The 20,388-nt window shown below is 53.0% G+C and carries 24 protein-coding genes; 6 read left to right on the forward strand and 18 right to left on the reverse strand.

The features are described 5' to 3' along the window. Positions 1–174: 174 nt before the first annotated feature. Positions 175–1,038 (forward strand): D-amino-acid transaminase, encoded by an 864-nt coding sequence (gene dat / locus BRO54_RS16075; RefSeq protein ID WP_074044586.1) that lies wholly within the window; start codon positions 175–177, stop codon positions 1,036–1,038. 56 nt (positions 1,039–1,094) lie between these two features. Here dat and BRO54_RS16080 read toward each other — a convergent pair whose 3' ends face one another. The 5 genes from BRO54_RS16080 to BRO54_RS16100 form a co-directional block, all read right to left on the reverse strand. Continuing rightward, positions 1,095–1,892 carry an ABC transporter ATP-binding protein gene (locus BRO54_RS16080; protein WP_074044587.1) on the reverse strand — a complete coding sequence of 266 codons (798 nt, stop codon included), beginning with the start codon at positions 1,890–1,892 and terminating at the stop codon, positions 1,095–1,097. Then, positions 1,858–2,850 carry an ABC transporter permease gene (locus tag BRO54_RS16085; protein ID WP_074044600.1) on the reverse strand — a complete coding sequence of 331 codons (993 nt, stop codon included), beginning with the start codon at positions 2,848–2,850 and terminating at the stop codon, positions 1,858–1,860. The genes BRO54_RS16080 and BRO54_RS16085 overlap by 35 nt, the downstream gene beginning before the upstream one ends. A 134-nt stretch (positions 2,851–2,984) precedes the next feature. After that, positions 2,985–3,992: an ABC transporter substrate-binding protein gene (locus BRO54_RS16090; RefSeq protein ID WP_074044588.1), complete on the reverse strand. Its 1,008-nt coding sequence runs from the start codon at positions 3,990–3,992 to the stop codon at positions 2,985–2,987. A gap of 127 nt (positions 3,993–4,119) precedes the next feature. Further along, positions 4,120–5,664, reverse strand: a complete 1,545-nt coding sequence (locus BRO54_RS16095) for a fatty acid--CoA ligase family protein (protein ID WP_074044589.1) — start codon at positions 5,662–5,664, stop codon at positions 4,120–4,122. 135 nt (positions 5,665–5,799) lie between these two features. Beyond that, on the reverse strand, positions 5,800–6,534 hold the full coding sequence (locus tag BRO54_RS16100) for an MBL fold metallo-hydrolase (protein ID WP_033024804.1): 735 nt from the start codon (positions 6,532–6,534) through the stop codon (positions 5,800–5,802). 151 nt (positions 6,535–6,685) lie between these two features. Here BRO54_RS16100 and yhfH point away from each other — a divergent pair, with 151 nt between their 5' ends. Then, the gene (gene yhfH / locus BRO54_RS16105) at positions 6,686–6,823 is read left to right on the forward strand and encodes a protein YhfH (RefSeq protein ID WP_074044590.1); all 138 of its coding nucleotides are present in this window, start codon (positions 6,686–6,688) and stop codon (positions 6,821–6,823) included. 304 nt (positions 6,824–7,127) lie between these two features. Here yhfH and BRO54_RS20645 read toward each other — a convergent pair whose 3' ends face one another. The 9 genes from BRO54_RS20645 to BRO54_RS16150 all read right to left on the reverse strand — a co-directional run bounded on the left by BRO54_RS20645 (position 7,128) and on the right by BRO54_RS16150 (position 15,911). Then, complete coding sequence (locus BRO54_RS20645; RefSeq protein WP_198527186.1) at positions 7,128–7,316, reverse strand: ABC-2 transporter permease; 189 nt, start codon at positions 7,314–7,316, stop codon at positions 7,128–7,130. Positions 7,317–7,322: 6 nt separating this feature from the next. Continuing rightward, positions 7,323–7,751, reverse strand: coding sequence for a YhgE/Pip family protein (locus BRO54_RS16110; protein ID WP_239691286.1), 429 nt, complete (start codon positions 7,749–7,751; stop codon positions 7,323–7,325). 72 nt (positions 7,752–7,823) lie between these two features. Further along, entirely contained in the window at positions 7,824–8,396 is a 573-nt protein-coding gene (locus BRO54_RS16115) for a TetR/AcrR family transcriptional regulator (RefSeq protein WP_033024803.1), read from the reverse strand. A 375-nt stretch (positions 8,397–8,771) separates the two neighbouring features. Continuing rightward, on the reverse strand, positions 8,772–10,211 hold the full coding sequence (gene hemY, locus BRO54_RS16125; RefSeq protein WP_074044591.1) for a protoporphyrinogen oxidase: 1,440 nt from the start codon (positions 10,209–10,211) through the stop codon (positions 8,772–8,774). Beyond that, positions 10,204–11,154: a ferrochelatase gene (gene hemH / locus BRO54_RS16130; RefSeq protein WP_074044592.1), complete on the reverse strand. Its 951-nt coding sequence runs from the start codon at positions 11,152–11,154 to the stop codon at positions 10,204–10,206. Before hemH ends, hemY begins: the two co-directional genes overlap by 8 nt. A gap of 16 nt (positions 11,155–11,170) precedes the next feature. Then, positions 11,171–12,208: a uroporphyrinogen decarboxylase gene (gene hemE / locus BRO54_RS16135; protein ID WP_074044601.1), complete on the reverse strand. Its 1,038-nt coding sequence runs from the start codon at positions 12,206–12,208 to the stop codon at positions 11,171–11,173. A 204-nt stretch (positions 12,209–12,412) separates the two neighbouring features. Then, on the reverse strand, positions 12,413–13,813 hold the full coding sequence (locus BRO54_RS16140) for a hypothetical protein (protein ID WP_033024799.1): 1,401 nt from the start codon (positions 13,811–13,813) through the stop codon (positions 12,413–12,415). A 149-nt stretch (positions 13,814–13,962) separates the two neighbouring features. Continuing rightward, positions 13,963–15,177, reverse strand: coding sequence for an ABC transporter permease (locus BRO54_RS16145; protein ID WP_033024798.1), 1,215 nt, complete (start codon positions 15,175–15,177; stop codon positions 13,963–13,965). Continuing rightward, positions 15,174–15,911: an ABC transporter ATP-binding protein gene (locus BRO54_RS16150; RefSeq protein ID WP_074044593.1), complete on the reverse strand. Its 738-nt coding sequence runs from the start codon at positions 15,909–15,911 to the stop codon at positions 15,174–15,176. Before BRO54_RS16150 ends, BRO54_RS16145 begins: the two co-directional genes overlap by 4 nt. A gap of 466 nt (positions 15,912–16,377) precedes the next feature. Between BRO54_RS16150 and BRO54_RS16155 the strand changes: the two genes are divergently transcribed. Next, positions 16,378–16,800, forward strand: a complete 423-nt coding sequence (locus tag BRO54_RS16155) for an HIT family protein (protein WP_074044594.1) — start codon at positions 16,378–16,380, stop codon at positions 16,798–16,800. A 70-nt stretch (positions 16,801–16,870) separates the two neighbouring features. Here the strand turns inward: BRO54_RS16155 and BRO54_RS16160 are convergent, their stop codons facing one another. Beyond that, positions 16,871–17,716: a peptidylprolyl isomerase gene (locus BRO54_RS16160; RefSeq protein ID WP_074044595.1), complete on the reverse strand. Its 846-nt coding sequence runs from the start codon at positions 17,714–17,716 to the stop codon at positions 16,871–16,873. Positions 17,717–17,971: 255 nt separating this feature from the next. Between BRO54_RS16160 and BRO54_RS16165 the strand changes: the two genes are divergently transcribed. Continuing rightward, on the forward strand, positions 17,972–18,061 hold the full coding sequence (locus BRO54_RS16165) for a YjcZ family sporulation protein (protein ID WP_021322511.1): 90 nt from the start codon (positions 17,972–17,974) through the stop codon (positions 18,059–18,061). 141 nt (positions 18,062–18,202) lie between these two features. Here BRO54_RS16165 and BRO54_RS16170 read toward each other — a convergent pair whose 3' ends face one another. Beyond that, on the reverse strand, positions 18,203–18,382 hold the full coding sequence (locus BRO54_RS16170; protein WP_074044596.1) for a hypothetical protein: 180 nt from the start codon (positions 18,380–18,382) through the stop codon (positions 18,203–18,205). A gap of 190 nt (positions 18,383–18,572) precedes the next feature. Between BRO54_RS16170 and BRO54_RS16175 the strand changes: the two genes are divergently transcribed. Beyond that, positions 18,573–18,914 carry a YhaI family protein gene (locus BRO54_RS16175; protein WP_074044597.1) on the forward strand — a complete coding sequence of 114 codons (342 nt, stop codon included), beginning with the start codon at positions 18,573–18,575 and terminating at the stop codon, positions 18,912–18,914. Here BRO54_RS16175 and BRO54_RS16180 read toward each other — a convergent pair. Next, the gene (locus tag BRO54_RS16180; RefSeq protein WP_172620548.1) at positions 18,907–19,512 is read right to left on the reverse strand and encodes an HTH-type transcriptional regulator Hpr; all 606 of its coding nucleotides are present in this window, start codon (positions 19,510–19,512) and stop codon (positions 18,907–18,909) included. The two genes, BRO54_RS16175 and BRO54_RS16180, sit on opposite strands and share 8 nt — an antisense overlap. A 154-nt stretch (positions 19,513–19,666) precedes the next feature. Between BRO54_RS16180 and yhzF the strand changes: the two genes are divergently transcribed. Beyond that, positions 19,667–19,855, forward strand: a complete 189-nt coding sequence (gene yhzF, locus BRO54_RS21055) for a membrane protein YhzF (RefSeq protein WP_074044599.1) — start codon at positions 19,667–19,669, stop codon at positions 19,853–19,855. Between the two features lie 98 nt (positions 19,856–19,953). Here the strand turns inward: yhzF and BRO54_RS16190 are convergent. After that, positions 19,954–20,388, reverse strand: a 435-nt coding sequence (locus BRO54_RS16190) for a tryptophan transporter (protein WP_074044602.1), incomplete at its 5' end; no start/stop codon positions are given.

The following is a 20,388-nucleotide window of genomic DNA, read 5'->3' on the forward strand; positions in this document are numbered from 1 at the left end:
CCATTTGACTAGATTGATAACTTTATTGTCTAAAAATTCCTCTCATTTCGCAACCCGAACGTCCATCCATTGTTTCCGCTCATGCCAAATACGAGACAAACGCAGAGAGAGACCAATCTATGATATAATCAAACTGATTCATGATTGATGGCAACAGAAAAGGAGTGCACGTCCATGTCAGTGAAACCGTATGTATTAACCGACCGCGGCATTTTCCTTTATGAACAAGTAACGTACCCGATGGAAGAGCGCGGCTTGCAATTTGGCGATGGCGTCTACGAAGTCGTCCGCTTATATAACGGGATATACGTTTGGCTTCGCGAGCATCTTGACCGGCTGTACCGTTCAGCGGCCGCCATTCGCCTATCCGTTCCGTTTGGCTGCGAAGAGCTCATCGAACGGCTTGAGGAGCTTCGCCGCCTCAACGATGTGCAGGAAGATGCGATTTTGTATTTGCAAGTGACGCGCGGCAGCTTCCCGCGCAACCATGCGTTTCCGGCGGAAAACCGGCCGAACTTGTACGCCTACATCCAGCCGATGGCGCGGAAAACCGAGGAAATGGCACATGGGGTGCGCGTGATTTTGACGAAAGATGTCCGCTGGGAATACTGTTACATTAAAAGCTTGAACTTATTGCCCAACGTATTGGCTAAACAAGAAGCGGTTGAGCGCGGAGCGTTTGAAGCGATTTTGTATCGCGACGGCGTCGTAACCGAAGGCAGCTCGTCAAACATTTTCCTTGTCAAAAATGAAACAGTGTACACCCATCCGGCCACCGCACGGATTTTAAACGGCATCGTCCGCACGAAAGTGAAGCAGTTTTGCGCTGAGCTTGGCATTCCATTTGTCGAAGAAGCGTTTTCCACCAACGACCTTGCGGAGGCGGACGAACTGTTTTTAACAAGCACGACTTCAGCGATTATCCCGATCATTCAAGTCGACGAAACGGTGATCCGAAGCGGCGCGCCGGGGGCGGTGACGAAGGCGCTGCAAGCCGCCTACCGACAAGCGACGCAACCAGCAACCCAAAATATCTGACCGGCCGACCGAACAGAAGAGGTGTCCCCTAGCCAACGAAGGACACCTCATTTCGTTTATGAGCTGAGCACGGCGCGGTCGCTCGCAAACTGGCTGCCGCGGATGCGTTGGAATGCCTCGAGCAGCCGTTCGACCGTCAGCCCCTCTTTTTCTTTTCCTTCCGCCACAAAAATGATTTGCCCGCCATCCATCATGATCAACCGGTTGCCAAGGCGAATCGCCTGCTCCATGTTGTGCGTCACCATGAGCGTCGTCAGGCGGTGCTGCTCAACAATTTGCTTCGTCAACTCCGTGACCAACTCCGCTCGCGCCGGGTCGAGGGCGGCGGTATGCTCATCAAGCAAAAGCAGATCTGGTTTTGTAAACGTCGCCATCAACAGCGAGAGCGCCTGCCGCTCCCCACCGGAAAGAAGCCCGACTTTGGCGGCGAGCCGGTCTTCAAGCCCTAAATGGAGCGTTCGCAGCGTCTCCCGAAACCACTCGCGCTTTTGCTTCGTGACGCCAAGGCTTAACGTGCGCCGCTTTGTCCGGTTGTAGGCGAGCGCCAAATTTTCCTCGATCGTCATATGCGGGGCGGTGCCAGCCATCGGGTCTTGAAAGACGCGGCCGATGTAGCGGGCGCGCGCATGCTCCTTGAGCGCGGTTACATTGCGGCCGTTGATCCACACTTCGCCGGTATCAGGAGACAGCCGTCCAGAAATGATGTTCATGAGCGTGGACTTGCCAGCGCCGTTGCTGCCGATAACGGTGACGAAATCGCCGGGAGCAAGCGTCAGATCAATGCCGCGCAAAGCGATTTTCTCGTCAGCCGTTCCTTCGTTAAACACTTTTGTAATTCGTTTTAGCTCCAGCAACGGTCTCCCCCCTATCCAACTGCCGCGCCCTCCGCTTTTTCCGCTGCCGTTCTTTTTGCGTCGCCAAGATGTTGGGCACGACGAGCGCCAGCATGACAATGAGCGCGGTAATCAATTTCACATCGCCCGTCTCCAAAAACTCGACGCGCAAAGCGAGCGCCAAAATAAGTCGGTAGACGATGGCGCCGCCGATGACCGCCCACGTCGCGCGTGCGACCGAACGGGCGCCAAACAACGCCTCTCCGATGATGACCGAAGCTAGGCCAATCACAATCATCCCAATTCCCATCCCCACGTCGCTGAATCCGCCATACTGGGCGACGAGCGCTCCGGAAAAAGCAACGAGCGCGTTCGACAGCCCAAGGCCAAACACGATCAACCAATCCGTGTTGGCGGAGAAGCTCGCCACCATCGGTTTGTTGTCCCCGGTCGCCCGCAAGGCAATCCCCACTTCCGTTTTCAGCAGCCAATCCAACAGCCCTTTGACCATTAGTGTGACAATCGCCATTGACACAAGCACCGCCCATGTCCGCGGCGCAAAGCCGGTGAAGGAAACAAGCTGGTTGAGCGCCGCATCCAACCCGGCTTGCTGCCAGGCGGCGGTGATTTTTGTGATGACCGTTTCCTGCTGCAACAGCGGAACGTTCGATTTGCCCATAATGCGCAAATTGATCGAATACAAAGCGATCATCATTAAAATGCCGGATAACAGTGGATTGATTTTCCCTTTCGTATGCAAAAGTCCGGTCAACACCCCGGCAGCAAAGCCAGCCAAAAGCGCCGCGGCTGAGGCGGCAAACGGGTTGGCTCCATTGACAATCAGCACGGCGGCGACGGACGCGCCGGTGACGAAGCTGCCGTCAACCGTCAGATCGGGAAAATCCAAAATGCGAAACGATAAATAGACGCCGAGCGCCATCACGGCGTAAATCAAGCCGGCTTCGACGGAACTGAACATCGCTGTCCACACAACTTTTCACCTACCTTTTCGGAAACACACCGAAGGCGCATGTGACACGTTGAGTGCAGAAACGCACTTTTACCTACTTTTTTGGAAACACCCCCCTCCTTCATCGAAGGAGGGACGGCCGCTTATTCAATATATTCCGCAATGGAATCCCATTCCGGATTGAGCTTGATGCCCATTTCTTGCGCTGCTTTTTTGTTGATGACAAGCTTCAATTTTTGTGGATATTGCACCGGCAAATCGGCTGGCTTTTTGCCGTTTTGCAAAATTTGCGCCGCCATTTCCCCGGCTTCGTAGCCGATGTCATAATAGTCGAACCCGTACGCCGCAAAACCGCCGCGCTTGACGGAATCCAGCTCACCAACAAAAAGCGGAATGTCGTGTTCATTCGCCACCTGGATCACCGACTCGAGCGCCGAGACGACCGTGTTGTCGGTGATGATGTACAGACAATCGACTTTGCCGACGAGCGACTCGGTCGCCTGCTTCACCTCTGCTGACGTCGATACTGATGCAGGAACGATTTGCAAGTCCGTTCCTTGCATCGCCTTTTTCACCTGTTCGATTTGAGCGACTGAGTTTTGTTCGCCGGCGTTATATACCATGCCGACACGGTTGCCTTTGATATATTTGTCAATAAACTGCACCGTTTTCGGAATGGCCTCCGGGTGCGTATCGGTCGTTCCTGTCACATTGCCGCCCGGTTTTTCCATCGATTGGACAAGCTGCGCGCCGACTGGGTCAGTCACCGAAGTGAACACGATCGGAATGTCTTTTGTCGCATTGAGCGCCGCCTGCGCGCTTGGCGTTGAGTTGGCAAAAATCAAGTCGACGCCGTCCGAAACAAAATTGTTGGCGATCGTTTGGTTGTTGCTTTGGTCGCCTTGGGCGATTTGCACGTCATACTCAACGGACAGCCCTTTGTCTTTTAACGCCTGCTGGAATCCCTTGCGCGCCGCATCGAGCGATGGATGCTCGACAATTTGCGTCACGCCGATTTTGTACGTCTTTTCTTTCTCACTCTTCCCGCCGCTTCCCTGGCTGCTTCCCGTCTCTTTCGCGCCGCCGCAGCCGCCAAGCAACAAAAAGCTGGCCGCGCACACCGCGGCGAGCCGCCGAATCGATTGGCCCATGATCCCATCCCCCTATGTAATGAAATTCAGTCCTTTTAAACTTTTATGCATTAAATTATATAAATTTCTCTCCTTATTTTCAATATACTATTCAAAAAAAAGAAAAGGTGCTGAAAATTCAGCACCATCAAGCGTGGGAAGACGCGAGCCGCTCTTTTAACGCTCTTCGCAAAATTTTTCCTGTCGCATTTTTCGGCAGCTCGTCCAAAAAGTCAATCGCGCTCGGCACTTTATATTTTGCCAACCGCTCACGGCAGTAAGCGATGAGCTCTGCTTCCGTCAGCTCCCGATTTTTCGCGACGACATACGCCCGCACCGCCTCTCCGTAATCCGGGTCCGGCACGCCGATCACCGCGGCTTCAACGACATCCGGATGGCTGTACAGCACTTCTTCGACTTCGCGCGGATACACGTTGTAACCGCCGACGATAATCATCTCTTTCTTTCGGTCGACGATATAGAAATAGCCGTCCTCGTCCATGCGCGCCAAATCGCCGGTGTGCAGCCAGCCGTCGCGCAAGGCGGCCGCTGTCTCTTCGGGCATTTTGTAGTACCCTTTCATGACGTTCGGCCCGCGAACGACAAGCTCGCCGACTTCGCCGACGGGCACTTCTTCTCCGTATTCGTTGACGACCTTATTTTCAACGTTTTTGATGCTCGTTCCAATCGAACCGGGTTTGCGCGGCCGGTCGAGCGGATTGAAGCAGGTGACGGGGGACGCCTCCGAGAGCCCGTACCCTTCCGAGATGATGACATTGAACTTTTTCTCAAAGTTTTCAAGCAAGGCGACCGGCATCGAAGCGCCGCCCGAGATGCAGAGGCGGAGCGTTCGCAAATCGTCTGCGCTTCCTCCCTCATGCTGGTAAAGGAAGTTGTACATGGTCGGCACGCCGGCAAAAATCGTCGCTTTTTCCTCGCGGGCCAGCTGGAACAACTTCGACGGGCTGAACTTTGGCATGATGAGCACCGTTCCGCCGTTCATCAGCGGGGCATTGAGCGCCACGGTCAAGCAAAAGACATGAAACATCGGCAAGGCGGCAATGACGCGATCGTTTTCGTTGATGCCTAAATAATCGGCCGTATCTTGAGCATTGCTGTATATGTTTTTATGAGTGAGCATCGCCCCTTTCGGCTTGCCGGTCGTCCCCGATGTGTACAAAATGACGGCGACATCGTCATCATCCAGTTCAGGGCCGGTAAAATCCGGGCTGCCGTCCGCTAACACTTCTGCAAACGATTTCATTCCTTTCGACAGGGAAATGGCTTTTTCCTTCCCTTCCGGCGTTTCACAAACGATTGCATGCTCGAGCAACGGAAGCCGCTTCTTCGCCTCCGCAAACAACGGGGCGAGCAAGTCGAGGCCGATCACCGCCTTGACGTCGCCGTTATGCAAAATGTAAGCGATTTCTTCCGGCGTATAAATCGGATTGATCGGAATGACGGTCGCCCCAAGCCGCAACGCCCCATACAAGCCGATGACAAACTGCGGCGAGTTGCCAAGCAACAAGGCGATATGGTCGCCTCGGCGAACGCCAAGCCGCGCCAACCCGTCGGCAAATCGGGAAATGGCTTCGTCCAATTGTTGATACGTGCACCGCTCTTTCATGAACACATACGCTTCCTTGTCCGGCAGCTGCTTAGCGATTTGCGCCAGCCGCGTCGTTACGTTCATATAAGCTCCTCCCCCAAAATGAATGAATGACCATTCATTTTATAAGTAAAAAAATTCGAACTATATTCATTATAAAAAAAAGAACAGCAAAGGGCAAGGGGAAGCGTTTCCTTTGCTGTTCTCTTTTGTTTTGGCCTATTGCGCCCACGTTAGGCCAGTGCGGGCGAGGCGAATGACGCCGCGGAACGTCCGGCCAGCCTCCTCAACCAGCTGCTCGTGCCGGCCAACGTGCGGCAAATGCGTCAACCATAATTCTCCGACACGTGCTCCCTCCGCGATGGCCGCCGCCTCCTCGCTCGTCATATGCCCGGCCGGCGCTGCGTTTTGCCCAGCGTAAAAGTTGCACTCGCAAATGAACAAGTCGGCTCCTTTGGCAAACGACAGAAACTCCGGTATGTAGCTTGAATCGGCCGTATAAACAACCGTCTTGCCGCCAGCAGTAATGCGCATCGCGTAGCATGGCACCGGATGAACCGTTTTCATAAATGTGATCGAAAACGGCCCAACAGCCAGCGTCCCATTCGGATCATAGGCCCTCCCTTCCGTAATGCCGCTATGCGTCAAGCGGGAAAACGCCGCCTCGTCTTCCGCATGGCCGTAAATCGGCAAGACGGGAAGGTCAGCCCCCAAATTTTTCTGAATGAGACGCGCGTATTGGATCGGGCCGATGTCGGCGATATGGTCGTAATGGTAATGGGAGATGACGACCGCATCTAAGTTTTCCACAGCCGTATAATTTTGCAGCTTGGCAAGCGCCCCGCTTCCGCAATCGACGAGCAGGCGAAATCCGTCATGCTCGAACAAATACGCCGATGTCGCTTCATTGGCGGCAGGAAATCCTCCCCAATAGCCGATGACCGTCACTTTCATTTTCTGTTCTCTCCTTCCATTCGTTTTGTCTTCATCATACACAACCGCGCCTATTTTTTCATCTTTGTTGATTTTTGTTTTAAAACACCTATTGACATTTTGTTATGTGTTATAATACAATGGAATTACCAAGACAACGGAGGGGATCGGAATGTTGACCAAAGTGTTAGAATTTTTCAGAAACTTGCCGCCTAAAAAATGTCTGCACTGCGGCAAAGAGATTGACGAGCAACATGAATGCTACGGCAACACGTGCTCTGATTGCCTTGGCGCCGCTTACCGCCAATAGGTGAGCGGAAGCATCCCTTGCGTCGCGGCGCCGGCTGCCCCGCCGGCGTTAGGCTGTTCCCCGATGCAGCCTGCCTTTTCTCTTTACTGCCTCCAGCTAGGAGGCATTTTTTTGCTAACCTCGGGACTGCCATCGCACACATCTGTTCTATGGCGGCCCATCTGCAAAAAGCAACCTCCCGTCCTAGCAAACGGTTTTCCTTTCAGCCATTTTCCGCCCATTGTTTGATCCCGGATATTGGCCAATACGAAAGGCGTCCCAATCTTTTTGGGACGCCTTCGAGACGGACTTTATGGTTCAATCATCACACTTGAGCCGCTGTTTCCGTTTCCGTCCATACCGCATAACGGCGGCGATACAGAAGGAGAAAATACGCGAGCGTCGCCAAGGCAAAGACCGCGGCTGTCGCAAGCAATATCGTTGTTTCCTTCCACATGACCGAAAAATCACCGCTTGAAATGACCGCTCGCAACCCGCGGATCGCATGGGTCATCGGCAGTCACGGATGGAGCGACTGCAACGCACTCGGAACGAGCTCAATCGGATACGTGCCGGCGCTTCCAACTAGCTGGGTAATCAATAGCAAAATGGCAAGAAACCGGCCCGGATTGTCAAACACGGTGACAAGGAATTGAACGATCATCATAAACGTTATGCTGATGATCCAAGTGAACAAATGCCAAGCAAATGAATGTTTTTCCTTCAGCCGCTTGACGACATCGTCGCCAAGATGCATCGGTTCGCCGTCAAGCTTAGCTCCTTGGTCTTCATTGACGACAGCGACCGGCAGGCGGTCCAAATGACCGTATGGGTCCCAAAACGCCCATAAAAACGACCCGCTGTACAGAAGAGGAATGAACAGAACAGCAAGGATCAGGATAAACACTTTCGGGCGGAGCACGATGGCCCGCAGCTCTTTTCGCAGCATATGGCGCTCCCTCCTTTGTACAGATGACCAAATTGTCCATATGGTCAATTTTCAACAAAAAAAGAGGATCATCTACCTCGACAATCCTTGCAAAAAATAGAGCGTAAACAATTCAGCAATTTGTTCTTTTGTCAACGGTTCATGATCTTTTTCCCAATCGACGATCAAGGCGATGTACGTCTTGAGCATCAAAAACGCCGTAATTTCCGAATTGCACGGGCGAATCTCCCCTTTTTCCACCGCCGCATCAATTTTTTGCCGAATGAATTCGACCATTGCCCTGTCCAGTTTGGCAAGCACTTCTTGCACCGCCGCCGTACCGATATTGCGCACTTCTTGAAGCAGCTTCGCCGTCAGCTGATGGCGCTGGCGAAATTCCAAAATGCGGTACAAGGCGCGGTGGACGTTTTCGGAAAACGGCAGCGACGAGTCCATCGCCAGCTCCGCTTCCGCCTTGATTTCCACAATCAATCCGGAGACGATTTCATCGAGCAGTTCCTCTTTGCTTTTAAAAAACGTGTAGATCGTCCCCTTGCCGACGTTGGCGAGCTTGGCGATCTGCTCCATCGTCGTCGCTTTGTAGCCAAAGGCAGCAAACGATTGGGCCGCCGCTTCGATGATTTGCCGTTTGCGGTCGCTTGCCATACTCCTCATCCTTCAAACTGACTAAATGAACAATTTGGTCAATCCGTATTAATCATATCATGAATCAGCCTCGATGTAAAGGTTGAAACGAGCATGGCCTTGTGCATCGGAAGCCAATCGCTTCCCGCCATCTGAAGGCGTAAAACTGCCACATAAAACACCCATGCGCGCGTTTTGCGCTCCACTCGGCATGAAAACGGAAACTCCATACACTCGCATTTTCACGGAAAACATCCATGAGCCATTTTTGCACTTTTCCCCAGGCATGAACATGGCCGCTCAAGGCGTATGTATTTTCATACGAAAAAGACGGGCGGGCGAGCGTCCGCCATCGAACGGAAGCGGCGAACCGTTCGGCCGTTTACAAATTGTTTGTTAATGGACGCTGCTATACATAGTAGATGCTCGCTCCACCGCTGTCGGCTGCAAGTACTCAAGCACATCGCGGGCCGCTTTTTCGCCTTGGTCAATGCAATCCGGCAATCCGAGCCCTTCGTATGAGCTGCCGGCCAAAAACACCCCCGGCAGCGCATCGCCCATCTGCCGTTTAATGTGCGCCAGCCGCTCGCGGTGCCCGACCGTGTATTGCGGCATGGCCCGCTTCCAGCGCGAGATGACGGCGAACTCCGGTTGGCCGGCAATATTCATCACTTTATTTAAATCATCCAATACAACGCGGACGATCTCATCATCAGGTTGGTCGACGATCTCCTCATCGCCCGGGCGCCCGACGTAGCCGCGCAAGAGCGCCTTGCCAGGCGGCGCGGTGTGCGGCCATTTTTTATGCGTCCATGTGCACGCCGTCATCGTGTAATCGCTGCGGCGCGAAACGACAAACCCGGTGCCGTCAATGTCTTGGCGGATCGCCTCCTCCGGGAATGCGAGCGCCACCGTCGCCACCGACGTCAGCGGCACTGAACGGAACGGGGCGAAAAACGGATAGTCAGCGAACATGTCAGGCACAACATGATGCGGTGTTGTCACGATGATGCCGTCTGCCCCCCACACCTCTCCTGTGCTCAGTTGCAGCCGATACGCCGAATCGGTGCGAACGATCCGCTCGACACGCACCCCTTTGATGACGCTGCCCGGCTCAAGCCGTTTTTCCACTTCATCAACGAGCGACTGCAAGCCCGTTTTTAACGTCTGGAACGCCCCTTTCCGCTCTTTTTGCTCTTTCGGCGTCGTTCGTCTCGCTCCACGGACAAGGCTTCCGTATTTTTGCTCAAGCTGAAAAAACTGTGGAAACGTCGCCATTAGGCTCATCTCATCGATGTCGCCGGCGTAAATGCCGGAAAGCAGCGGTTCGATGAGATTGTCCACCACCTCATCGCCGAGGCGGCGGCGGAAGAAGCGGCCAAGCGGCATATCACCATCGACTTTCACCGGCGGCAGCACAAAGTCAAGCGTCGCCCGCAGCTTGCCGGCTGGGGAAAACAGTCCGGTCGTTAAAAACGGGGTGATGCGCGTCGGAATGCCCATCACCGCTCCGCCCGGAATTGGATAGAGTTTGCCGTTGACCAAAATGTACGATGTTCCGGTCGCGTTATGAACGATCTCATGTTCAAGGCCGACTTCCTTCACAAGGCGAAACGCGCTCGTTTTCCGCGCCAAAAACGAGTCTGGACCGCGTTCAATGACAAAACCGTCGCGGACGACCGTCTGCACTTTTCCGCCGAGCCGGTGCGTCGCCTCGACAAGTTTGCATGCAAGTGGGAGGCGTTGCTCTCGAATCGCTTTTTGCAAGTAGTAAGCGGCCGTCAAGCCGGTAATGCCCCCACCGATGACGACGACCGTCCGTTGCCCTTTATTCATGTCGATCGCCTTCTTCCGCCCACCGCTTTAGTACAACCGACGCCAATGCATCAATAAACAATGGATTCGTGTTGGGCATCTCCGGTCGGTAATAGCGAGCTCCGATCTCTTCCGTCACCTGTTTGCACTCAATGTCGTTGTCATACAACACTTCCAAATGGTCGGCGACAAAACCGACCGGCGCGTAAACGAACGACGTATAGCCGCGCTCTTGATGAAGCTGGCGCGTCAAGTCTTGCACGTCCGGCCCAAGCCATGGTTCCGGCGTCTGACCGGCGCTTTGCCAGCCGACGGCATAGTGGGCGACGCCGGCTTGCTCAGCGATTCGTTTCGCTGTATCTTCGAGCTGCGTTGGATACGGGTCACCGGCTTGAATAATTTTTTCCGGCAAACTATGTGCGGATACGATCAGCACAGCTCGCTCCCGCTCACGTTCCGGCATGGCGGCAAAAATCGCTCGCACTTGTTCCGCCCAATATTGCAAAAACTTCGGCTCGTCATACCATTGATCAATCGTGTAAATGGTCGGCCCGCCGAGCTTTTCCGCTGCCGCTTTCGCCCGCTCATTGTACGAGCGAATGCTGAATGTGGAATAATGGGGCGCTAGGACGATCCCGACCGCTTCTTTGATGCCGTCATCATGCATGCGCTCGACGGCATCCTCAATGAACGGCTCAATATGTTTGAGCCCTAAATACATGCGAAACTCGACTTCATCTTGCACTTCGTTCAGCCGCTCCTCGAGCCGTTTCGCCTGCTCTTCCGTAATTTTAGCAAGCGGCGACAACCCGCCGATCGCCCGGTAGCGCGCTTTTAAATCCTCGATTTGTTCTTGCGGCGGCTTGCGCCCATGGCGAATGTGCGTATAATACCGTTCAATATCATCTTCCCGGTACGGCGTTCCGTACGCCATCACGAGCAGCCCCACCTTTTTTTTCACCATTGTGCCACCCCCTCGTTTAGTTCGTTGACGTATATTCGTGGATAAAAGCGGTCAGACGCTTCAGTGTCGCCGGCTGAACATCCGGAAAAATGCCGTGGCCTAAGTTGAAGATGTAGCCCGGCCGTTCCATCCCTTCGTCCAAAATGCGCTTCACCCGTTCTTCGATCACGTCCCACGGCGCAAGAAGCACCGCCGGATCCAAGTTGCCTTGAATGGCTTTCGCAATGCCTTGGCGACGCGCTTCGCGAATCGACAGCCGCCAGTCAAGGCCGATGACATCAAGCGGCAAGTCGTTCCACTCATGCACTAAGTGACTGGCGCCGACGCCAAACATAATGAGCGGAGCCCCTTCTTCCCGCAAAGCGGCAAAAATGCGCGCCATCGCCGGCTTGATAAACGTCCGGTAATCGTCAGCATTGACGGCGCCAACCCAAGAATCAAAAATTTGCACGGCGCTTGCCCCTGCCCGAATTTGCGCCCGCACATAACGAATCGTCATCTCAGCGAGCTTGTCCATTAAGGCGAACCACGCTCTCGGTTCAGCATACATGAACGCTTTCGTCTTATGATAATTTTTTGACGGACCGCCTTCAATCATGTAGCTCGCCAACGTAAACGGCGCCCCGGCAAACCCGATGAGCGGCACATCCAACTGTTCGTTGACAAGGAGCCGAATCGTTTCAAACACATACGGCACATCATGTTCTGGATCAATCTCCCCAAGCCGCTCGACGTCTTGAAGCGAGCGAATCGGATTCGCGATCACCGGCCCGACGCCGCCCTGAATCTCGACGTCCACGCCAATGGCCGGCAGCGGTGTCATAATGTCTTTATATAAAATGGCGGCATCGACGCCATATTGCTCAACTGGAAGTCTCGTGACGTACGCGCAAAGCTCCGGTTGATGCGTAATTTCAAACAGCGAATATTTTTCTTTCAGCGCCCGATACTCTGGTTGCGACCGTCCGGCTTGCCGCATATACCAAACCGGCACGTACGATGTTTGTTCGCCGCGGCAGGCGCGCAAAAATGTATCGTTGATCTGTCTAGTCATCTCCATCCGCCTTTCTTTCCTCACAATCCCGTCAACGGTTTCGCGTTTTCTTACCTTTAAACGTTGCCTATCTCCTTTTCACTATACAGCTTTCCGTACCCAATGTATAGAGAAGAAGGCGAACTGTCAAAAAATCGACCGATTTTTAAGTCCATGCCCATTATAGCAAAAAAGCTGCCCCGGCCGCACGGGACAGCTTTCGTTTCAGATGAGAAACATGGCGACAACGGTCGTAACCACCAAGCCGACAGCAACAGGAATGAGGTTGCGGCGCGCCAGCTCAAACGGGTCGACCCCACAGATCGCTGCCGCCGGAATGAGCGCCCATGGAACGAGCGTGCCGCCGCCGACCCAAATGGCAGCAATTTGACCGAGCGCCGTCAACGTCGCCGTTCCGCCGCCGATCGCTACAGAAAACAAATGGGCGACCGAACCGGCGAGCGAGATGCCAGAAAACCCGGAGCCGTCAAGACCAGTAATCGCCCCGACGATCGTGAGCGTGACCGCCCCCACCTCATTGTTCAGCGGCACCGCATGAGCCAAGGCAACCCCTAAATCGTTGACGATGCCTTGCGATGCCTGCGGCAAATAGTCGCCGATGATTTTCACAAACCCAGCATCGCCAAGATAGAAAAACGCGGCGATCGGAATAACGGGGCCGAATACTTTAAATCCGAATTGGAACCCTTCTATAAAGTAATTCGTCACTTCCGCAAAGCTTTCTTGCCGATGGGCGAGAACGGAGATGAGAATCAAAATGAAAATCGCCGTTCCACCGACCAAGGAGGTCGCTTCCCCGCCTTGCAACCGCAAATAAAACATCGCGATGACATCAAGGGCAAACAAAATCGGAATCAACAGCGCGAGCCATTTTTTCGTTTGTCCCGTCAGTAAATGGCTTGTTTTTTCCAGCGTTGAATCGACCGTTGCAGCCATTTCCGCCTCCCCGCTTGCAAGTAGCCCTCGCTTCATGTCACGGCGCAGCAAGTAAAACGCGGTAACCGTTGTGACGACCCCCATTACAAAAACAAGCGGCACGCTGGCAGCAATGACATCGCCGACCGGCAGCCCGGCGGCATCGGCCGTTAATTTCGGCGCCCCTTGGATGATAAAATCGCCGGAAAGCGCGATGCCATGCCCGAACAAGTTCATCGCCATCGCCACTCCCAACGCCGGCAGACCGACGCGGACCGCTGCCGGCAACAGAACCGCCCCCATGAGGGCAACGGACGGGGACGGCCAGAAAAACCAAGAAATGACCATCATCAAAATCCCGATCGTCCAATACGCCCAAGCCGGCGTACGGATGAAGCGGACAAACGGCGAAACCATGACATCATTGATGCCGGTGGCCGACAACACTTTGCTCATCGCCACAATAATAGAGATGACTAAAATCGTCGGCAATAGCTCCGTAATGGCGTAAATAAAGCTGTTAAACACCCCGCTGACCGCCGCGTTCAACGAATGGGTGGCGACCGCCGCCAATAAAAAGATGCCGGCAATGCAAATGAGCGATGTATCTTTGCGGGCGACCATAAACCCAATAATGAGCACAATAAACAGCAAGTAAATCCAGTGCAGCGCCACAAGCTCTACACCCATGAACCATTCCCCTTTCTTCCCGACTTCGAGCCCGACCCTGTGGACATGCGCCCAGGCCGGTGTACTACAGCATATGAAGCGGGAAAAAAGGTGTGAAAGCCACAGCAGTCCGTCGAGAACGAAAAACGCCGGCGCCAGCGCAAACAGCGCTAGCGTCCGGCCTTCTGCCCACGCCGCAGGCGCACGTACCGCCCTGCCGTCCAAAGCCCCCATATGTTTCCGCCAAGCCAAGTGGCGAGCCAAAGAAGACGCGGGGAAACAGCCAACAGTACGAGATGAAATATCGTATTTTGCCCAATCAGCAGAATGGAAAGCAACCGAACCGCCGCAGCACCCGGTTGCGCCTGCGGCAACGGGTACAGCCGCGGCCATAGCGAGTAGCGATGATGGGAAGGCAGCGCGGCCAGTTGAACAGCGGTCGCGTAAAGAAACAAAAACGCGATGGCCGCCCGCCCGTATTCGTGATCGATCACAGCCAGCATGACGCTTCCAATGGCGGTGAGGCGGACATACAGACCAGCATACCCGCCGGCGCGCAAAAACGTGCGGGCATACAAATGAAAAAACACATGCCGCTCGTCGTACGGTATCAAAGCGAGCAGCGGATCAAGCCAGCGCCGCCGCTTCGCCGCCTCCCGCCATTCCGGAACGTCGGTAAACAAGTTGGCCAGCCGGTAAAACGCCGTTGCCGCTCGCTGTTCTTCGGCGATGATCCGTTCCCATTTCCACGTTTTCCCTCTCACCAGCCGTGACAAATAGATGGAAAGAGCGGCCATCAGCCCGACGACAACGACAAACAACGGCCATGGCGCCGCCGCCAGCGCCAAATAAACGAACACCGCCGCTAAGCTGAAGCGGGCGAATGCGCCAAAGCGGTGAAAAGACGGCTCAGCGATATAGCTTCCTTTCCAAGCGGCCCATAAGCTCCATCCTTTGAAACAAAAAAGGCCGAGCAAAAAAAGCGGCCACGGCACCGGGGAAAAGCGAGCATGCAATGGACCCGCCAACAGCAAAAGCAAAGAAAGGCCGTACGCCTGCCATAACCATGAGAACAAAAACGCCCGCTGAATATACGGCCCCAGCCGTTCTTCCGCCGGCAATAAAAACACCGTATCCGCCTCGCGGAACAAGGTGCGCACCGACCCGGCGGCCGCCGCCCAGCCGAACACGACCGCCGCAATAGCCGGATACGGAAACGAGTCAGGAAGCGCCGCCGCCCAGCGCTCGTACATCACCGCTATGCCGCCAAGCACGATGATCAAACCGACGAGCAAATGGTCGTTGAACATATAGCGCAAGTAGCGGATCCGTTTTCGCCATTCCGCTTGGAAACGCTGCTTCCAAAGACGGCGGGCGTCAATCATAGCTCATCGTCCTTTGTCAATTCGATGTACAGCTCATCAAGCGACGCCCCCCGCAGCCCGAACTGGCGGCGAATGTCATCAAGCGTCCCTTTGGCTTTGACGCGGCCTTTGTGCAAAATAACGAATGAGTCGCAATACCGCTCTGCCGTCGCTAAAATGTGCGTCGACAGCAAAATGCCCGCTCCCTTCGCTTTCTGTTCGTTCATTCGCTCAAGCAGGGCGTGAATGGCAAGCGGATCGAGGCCGAGAAACGGCTCATCGATGATATAAAGCGGCGGTTCAAGCAAAAAGGCGCATACAATCATGACTTTTTGCTTCATTCCTTTTGAAAAGTGAGCCGGAAACGAGGAAAGCCGCCGCTCCAATCGAAACTCGCGAAGCAGCGGCGGAAGGCGGCGTTCATACTCCGCTTCGCTCAGCCCGTACGCCATCGCCGCTAGACGCAAATGTTCCTCAAGCGTCAATTCTTCATACAACACCGGCGTTTCCGGGATAAAAGCAAACTGCCTCCGATACGTTTCCGGCCCGTCCGCAAGCCGATGGCCGCTGATGGAAATCGCACCGCGGCGCGGTTCCATCAAACCGATAATATGTTTGATCGTCGTGCTTTTGCCGGCTCCATTTAAGCCGATCAAGGCGACCATTTCACCGCGGTCGACCGCAAACGTCACGTCTTCAAGCACGTTTTGCGCCGTATAGCCTCCGGATAGATCCTTCACCTGCAAAAGTGTCATCGTCCGCCCCCTTTCCGTTCTGGCGTTTATCCCCATTGTACCAAACCATAGCCTCGCTTACCAAAAAAAGATCACACCGTTCTTTTGCATAAACTCACTCAAGCCGGGCATGATAAATAGCGAAGAGGGGATGAGGAATCAAAAAGTTGATGAACGATCCATCCGAAATGGGGTGTTCGTCAAAGACGCCGTTGTGAGCTGCAAAACGTTGTAAACGTTCCTAGGGAGCGACCATCGCATTCGTTGCTGGGAAGCAACGAGCCTGTCCAAAGGGGATGGTCACGTTGAACAAAGGAAGCGCTCACGCCGAACCAACTTTTGCCGCAAATGGGGTGTTCATCAAACGCACATTTGCTTGAATCATCCTCTCCCCTTTTCACCAACCGGGATGTAGCCTGCGTTGCGGGATTACATCCCGGTTTTTTTATGGTAAAATGAAGAAAACAGGAAGGAAAGGGTGACCACAGTGAGCAATTGCATTTTTTGCAAAATCATTAACGGCGAATTGCCCGCGGCGAAAGTGTACGAAGACGACCATGTGCTCGCGTTTTTGGACATCAGCCAAGTGACAAAAGGGCACACGCTTGTCATCCCGAAAGTACATACGGAAAACATTTTCACCCTCACGCCGGAGGCGGCCGGCCAACTGTTTCGCGCAGTGCCGACGATCGCCAATGCGCTCAAGCAAGCATTTTCCCCGGTCGGGCTCAACCTATTGAACAACAATGGCGAGCAAGCGGGGCAGACGGTGTTCCATTACCATCTTCACCTCATTCCACGCTACGGCAAAGGGGATGGGTTTGGCGCGGTCTGGAAGTCGCATGCAAGCGACTATACACCCGCTGACTTGCAGGCGATCGCGGCCGCCATTCGCGAACAGCTCGGCTGATCTCCCGTTGAACAGCAGAAAGTTCAAGCTCACAACAATAAACGGAAGCAGGGATGTCCCGCTTCCGTTTTTACTGTTTTCCTTGCTGCCCGATCACATCTTGCAAATCTTTGTCTTTGATCTCAACATCGGCGTCTTTCACCAGTTTGTCCACTTTTGACTGCATCGTCGCAGGATCAAGCTTGTTCCGTTTGACTTCAAACGCAATTTCGTCTTTCATTTCGTTGAACGATTTTTTCTTTTCTTTGTCCGTCACTTTAATGATATGGTAGCCGTAATCCGTTTTCACCGGATCGCTCACTTCGCCGACTTTCAGCTTATAGGCGGCGTCTTCAAACTCCTTGACCATTTTCCCCGGGCCAAACCAGCCTAAATCGCCGCCGTTGGACGCCGAGCCCGGATCTTGGGAGTATTCTTTGGCCAACTTGGCGAAATCCTCGCCTTTGTCGAGCTTCGCCTTTACTTCTTTTGCTGTTTTTTCATCTTTGACCAAAATATGGCTGGCGCGAATTTTCGGCTTGTAGTTGTCATAATACTCCTTCAGCTCTTTCTCCGTCACTTTTATGTCTTCAACGGCCGCTTTCGTCCGCAGCAAATCGAGCTTGACCATTTCGCGGATCACTTTTTCTCCGTTCTGCTGCACGGCCAAATCATATTGCGTTCCATACGCTTCCTTGATTCGTTCGATTTCTCGGTCAATCTCTTCATCGGTTACCTTGTATTTTTTGCTCAACACTTTTTCGTCGATCAAATCACGAAGGACGGATTTGCCGACGCGCTCTTTCATCTCATTGTAAAATTCGTCTTTCGTAATATTGCCGTTTTTCGTTTCCACAATCGCTTCCGAACCGTCGTTATTGCAGGCCGACAAAGCCATGAGCGAGACGACGGCAGCGGCCATCATCCATTTTTTCATTCGCTTCACAACTCCTACATCTTTTTTCGATTGAATGTTCCCACGCTTTCAAGCGGCGCAGATCGAATGGCGCCCAAGCGCGCCCAAGGAACAACATGCTCGCCTCTTCAGCCACGACAATAACTATACCATATTTCCAGCGAAAAAAAAACCTCTTTCCGCTTTAGTCATCCGCCCATAACATGCACGCTTGCCATACATATGATGAGGATGAAGCGCTCGACAGGCTTCTTCTTGCCGAAAGGGGGTGTTACGATGAGCGCACCTTACTCCGGAGGCTTTGCGTTGATTGTTGTGCTGTTTATTTTGTTAATCATTGTCGGCTGCGCCTGCGTCATCTACTAAACGAAAGAGGGTGCTCCCGCAAAAGGAGCACCCTTTTTTGCCGCCTTCCTTGAAACGAAGGGAGAGGCAACGACAATGGAACTCGCTCCATCAAAAGGAAAACATAACAATCCCCGCATCAACCGTCAGAGCAGGGAAAAGTCATGTAAACAACACTTCAAAGTAAGAAGAGATTAATAAAATCGTAATAAGGACATTGATCGTGCGAAAAACCGCCGGCTGATGCTCCTCCGGGATGTCGCGCTGCGCGCAGAGCAAGTGGGTGAACTGGTTCACCAAAAACAAGATCATGGCTGCCAGAGGGATGAAATAAAGCGTCAAAACTGTTCCCCTCCTCTTTGATCTTCGCCAAACGCCGCCCATGGCTCTAACTTTACATCGTTCATGGCTGGAAATCAATCATTTTTCTTTTTCCGGACACAAACCGATTTTTCTATTGGTGAATGCGCACAAATTCGGTAAAATATACGTAAAAACGGTCACATTTTCGTCACCAAAAGGAGCACGATATATGGAATCGTTGGAAAAGCGAGTGGCCAAGCTGGAATTTCACCAGTCTCTGCTGATGGAAATGATCGATGAAGCGAAAAAACCATTTTATTCCCTCATCATCCGCGCGGATTTGACCAAAGAAGAAGTCGACGCCTTCTTAGCGTTTTGCCAAGAGCTTGCCGACCAATACGAACAGCAAAAAGCGGAAGGGTTGACGATTTTCACTCCCCTGCTCGTGCAGTTTGCTGGGATGCTTCATCCGAACCTTCCGCTGGAACAGACAGTTGACGCTCTTTTGGCCCAACAAATGTTTGTCCCGCTGATGACCGAACTGAAAACGCTCATTCGCACCATCAGTTAGCCTGGCTGGCCAATTCTTTCTCGTGCTCTTCCGTTTTCGGCTTTCGTTTGACAAGTTTGCCGTCCTGCTCGATAAAATCTTCTTTAATGTTTTCAAACGCCCGCTCAAAAATTTCCATGAAATCATCGCCATAAATGTTGCGGACGATGCACATCATTTCTAAAATTTCTGGAAACTTTCCGTACAACTCGCGCAGCGGCAGCGCCCCATTGAAAACGGCATTTTTCGTCGGGTCATACGTCTCCATCAGCCTCATCAACACTTCTTCGCCTTTTTCCGTCAACTCAATGTACGTATTGCGCTTGTCATCCTGTTTTTTGGAAAACGAAAGCAACCCTTTTTCTTCCAATTTTTTTGAGAAGTTGAACGCCGTCGACACATGCATCACGCCGAACTTGGCGATTTCCGAAATTGAGGCTCCCTTGAAGTGGTAGGCGATCCATAAAATGTGATGTTCGTTAATGTTCAAGTCAAACGGCTTGATCCACCGCTGCCAATCTTTTTCAATCGATTTCCACAGCGCTTTGCTCAGCTGGGCAATCCGTTGGCTGAATAACATCGCCTCTTTGATGGAATAATGCTGTTCTGTCGTTTTCATCGTTCCACCCACTCTTCCCTCACCGTATTTTTTACTTCCTATTATATCAATAAAACAAAAAGGAATAAAGACAAAAGTATTTATTTTTATGATTTTTTTTGCATATTCATAGTAGTAAACATAAGGCGCTTGGCGCATACAGGAGGAGAATGCCATGGTGTATATACAATGGCTGCTTATCGCCGTCGGATTCTTATTTTTCTGTCTTTTTATAAACGCATTTTTCGCCTTATGGAAAGCGCGGGCGTACCCGCCCAAAGCATTGTTGAAAGAACGGACTTTGCGCTATATTGGAATAGCGTCCATTTGCTTGCTCGTCGCTTGGCTTCTCAGCTATGTCTAATATACATCAGAAATAAATGGAATGCGAGGCATTTTTCCCCTTATCCTCTCCCTTTGATAGCAAAAAACCCGACCAGCAATGATCGGGTTTTTCGCCGTTTACACGTGCGCTGTAACGTTCATCCGTCGGAAAATCGACGATGCGATCGGATAGATGATGGCCATCGCCACTGCGTTCAACGCCGCTGTTGGCAGCACGATGGTGACAAACAGCGCCGAAAACGTCGCTCCGCCCGGCAACCCGACGAGCAAGAGCGCCGCAGTCAAAAACACCGCGCCGGAAATGACTGTGCCGACTGCCGCCAGCACTGAAGCCCCAATGACCGTTTGGCTGTATGTTTTTATCAAAGCCACTAGGGCAAACACAACAAGGGCGGTGATGACCTTATCGATCATATTCGGCAGCTGTCCGCCTGGGAATGTCGTCGTCATCGCTGAGATCAAGCCAGTGACGACGCCGACAAGACCGACCGCTTTGACGTTTGGAAAAAGCAAAATCGCCAAAAACATCATCGCCAGCATCATATCCGGCTT

It is taken from the genome of Geobacillus proteiniphilus (assembly GCF_001908025.1).
Taxonomy (GTDB): Bacteria; Bacillota; Bacilli; order Bacillales; family Anoxybacillaceae; genus Geobacillus; species Geobacillus proteiniphilus.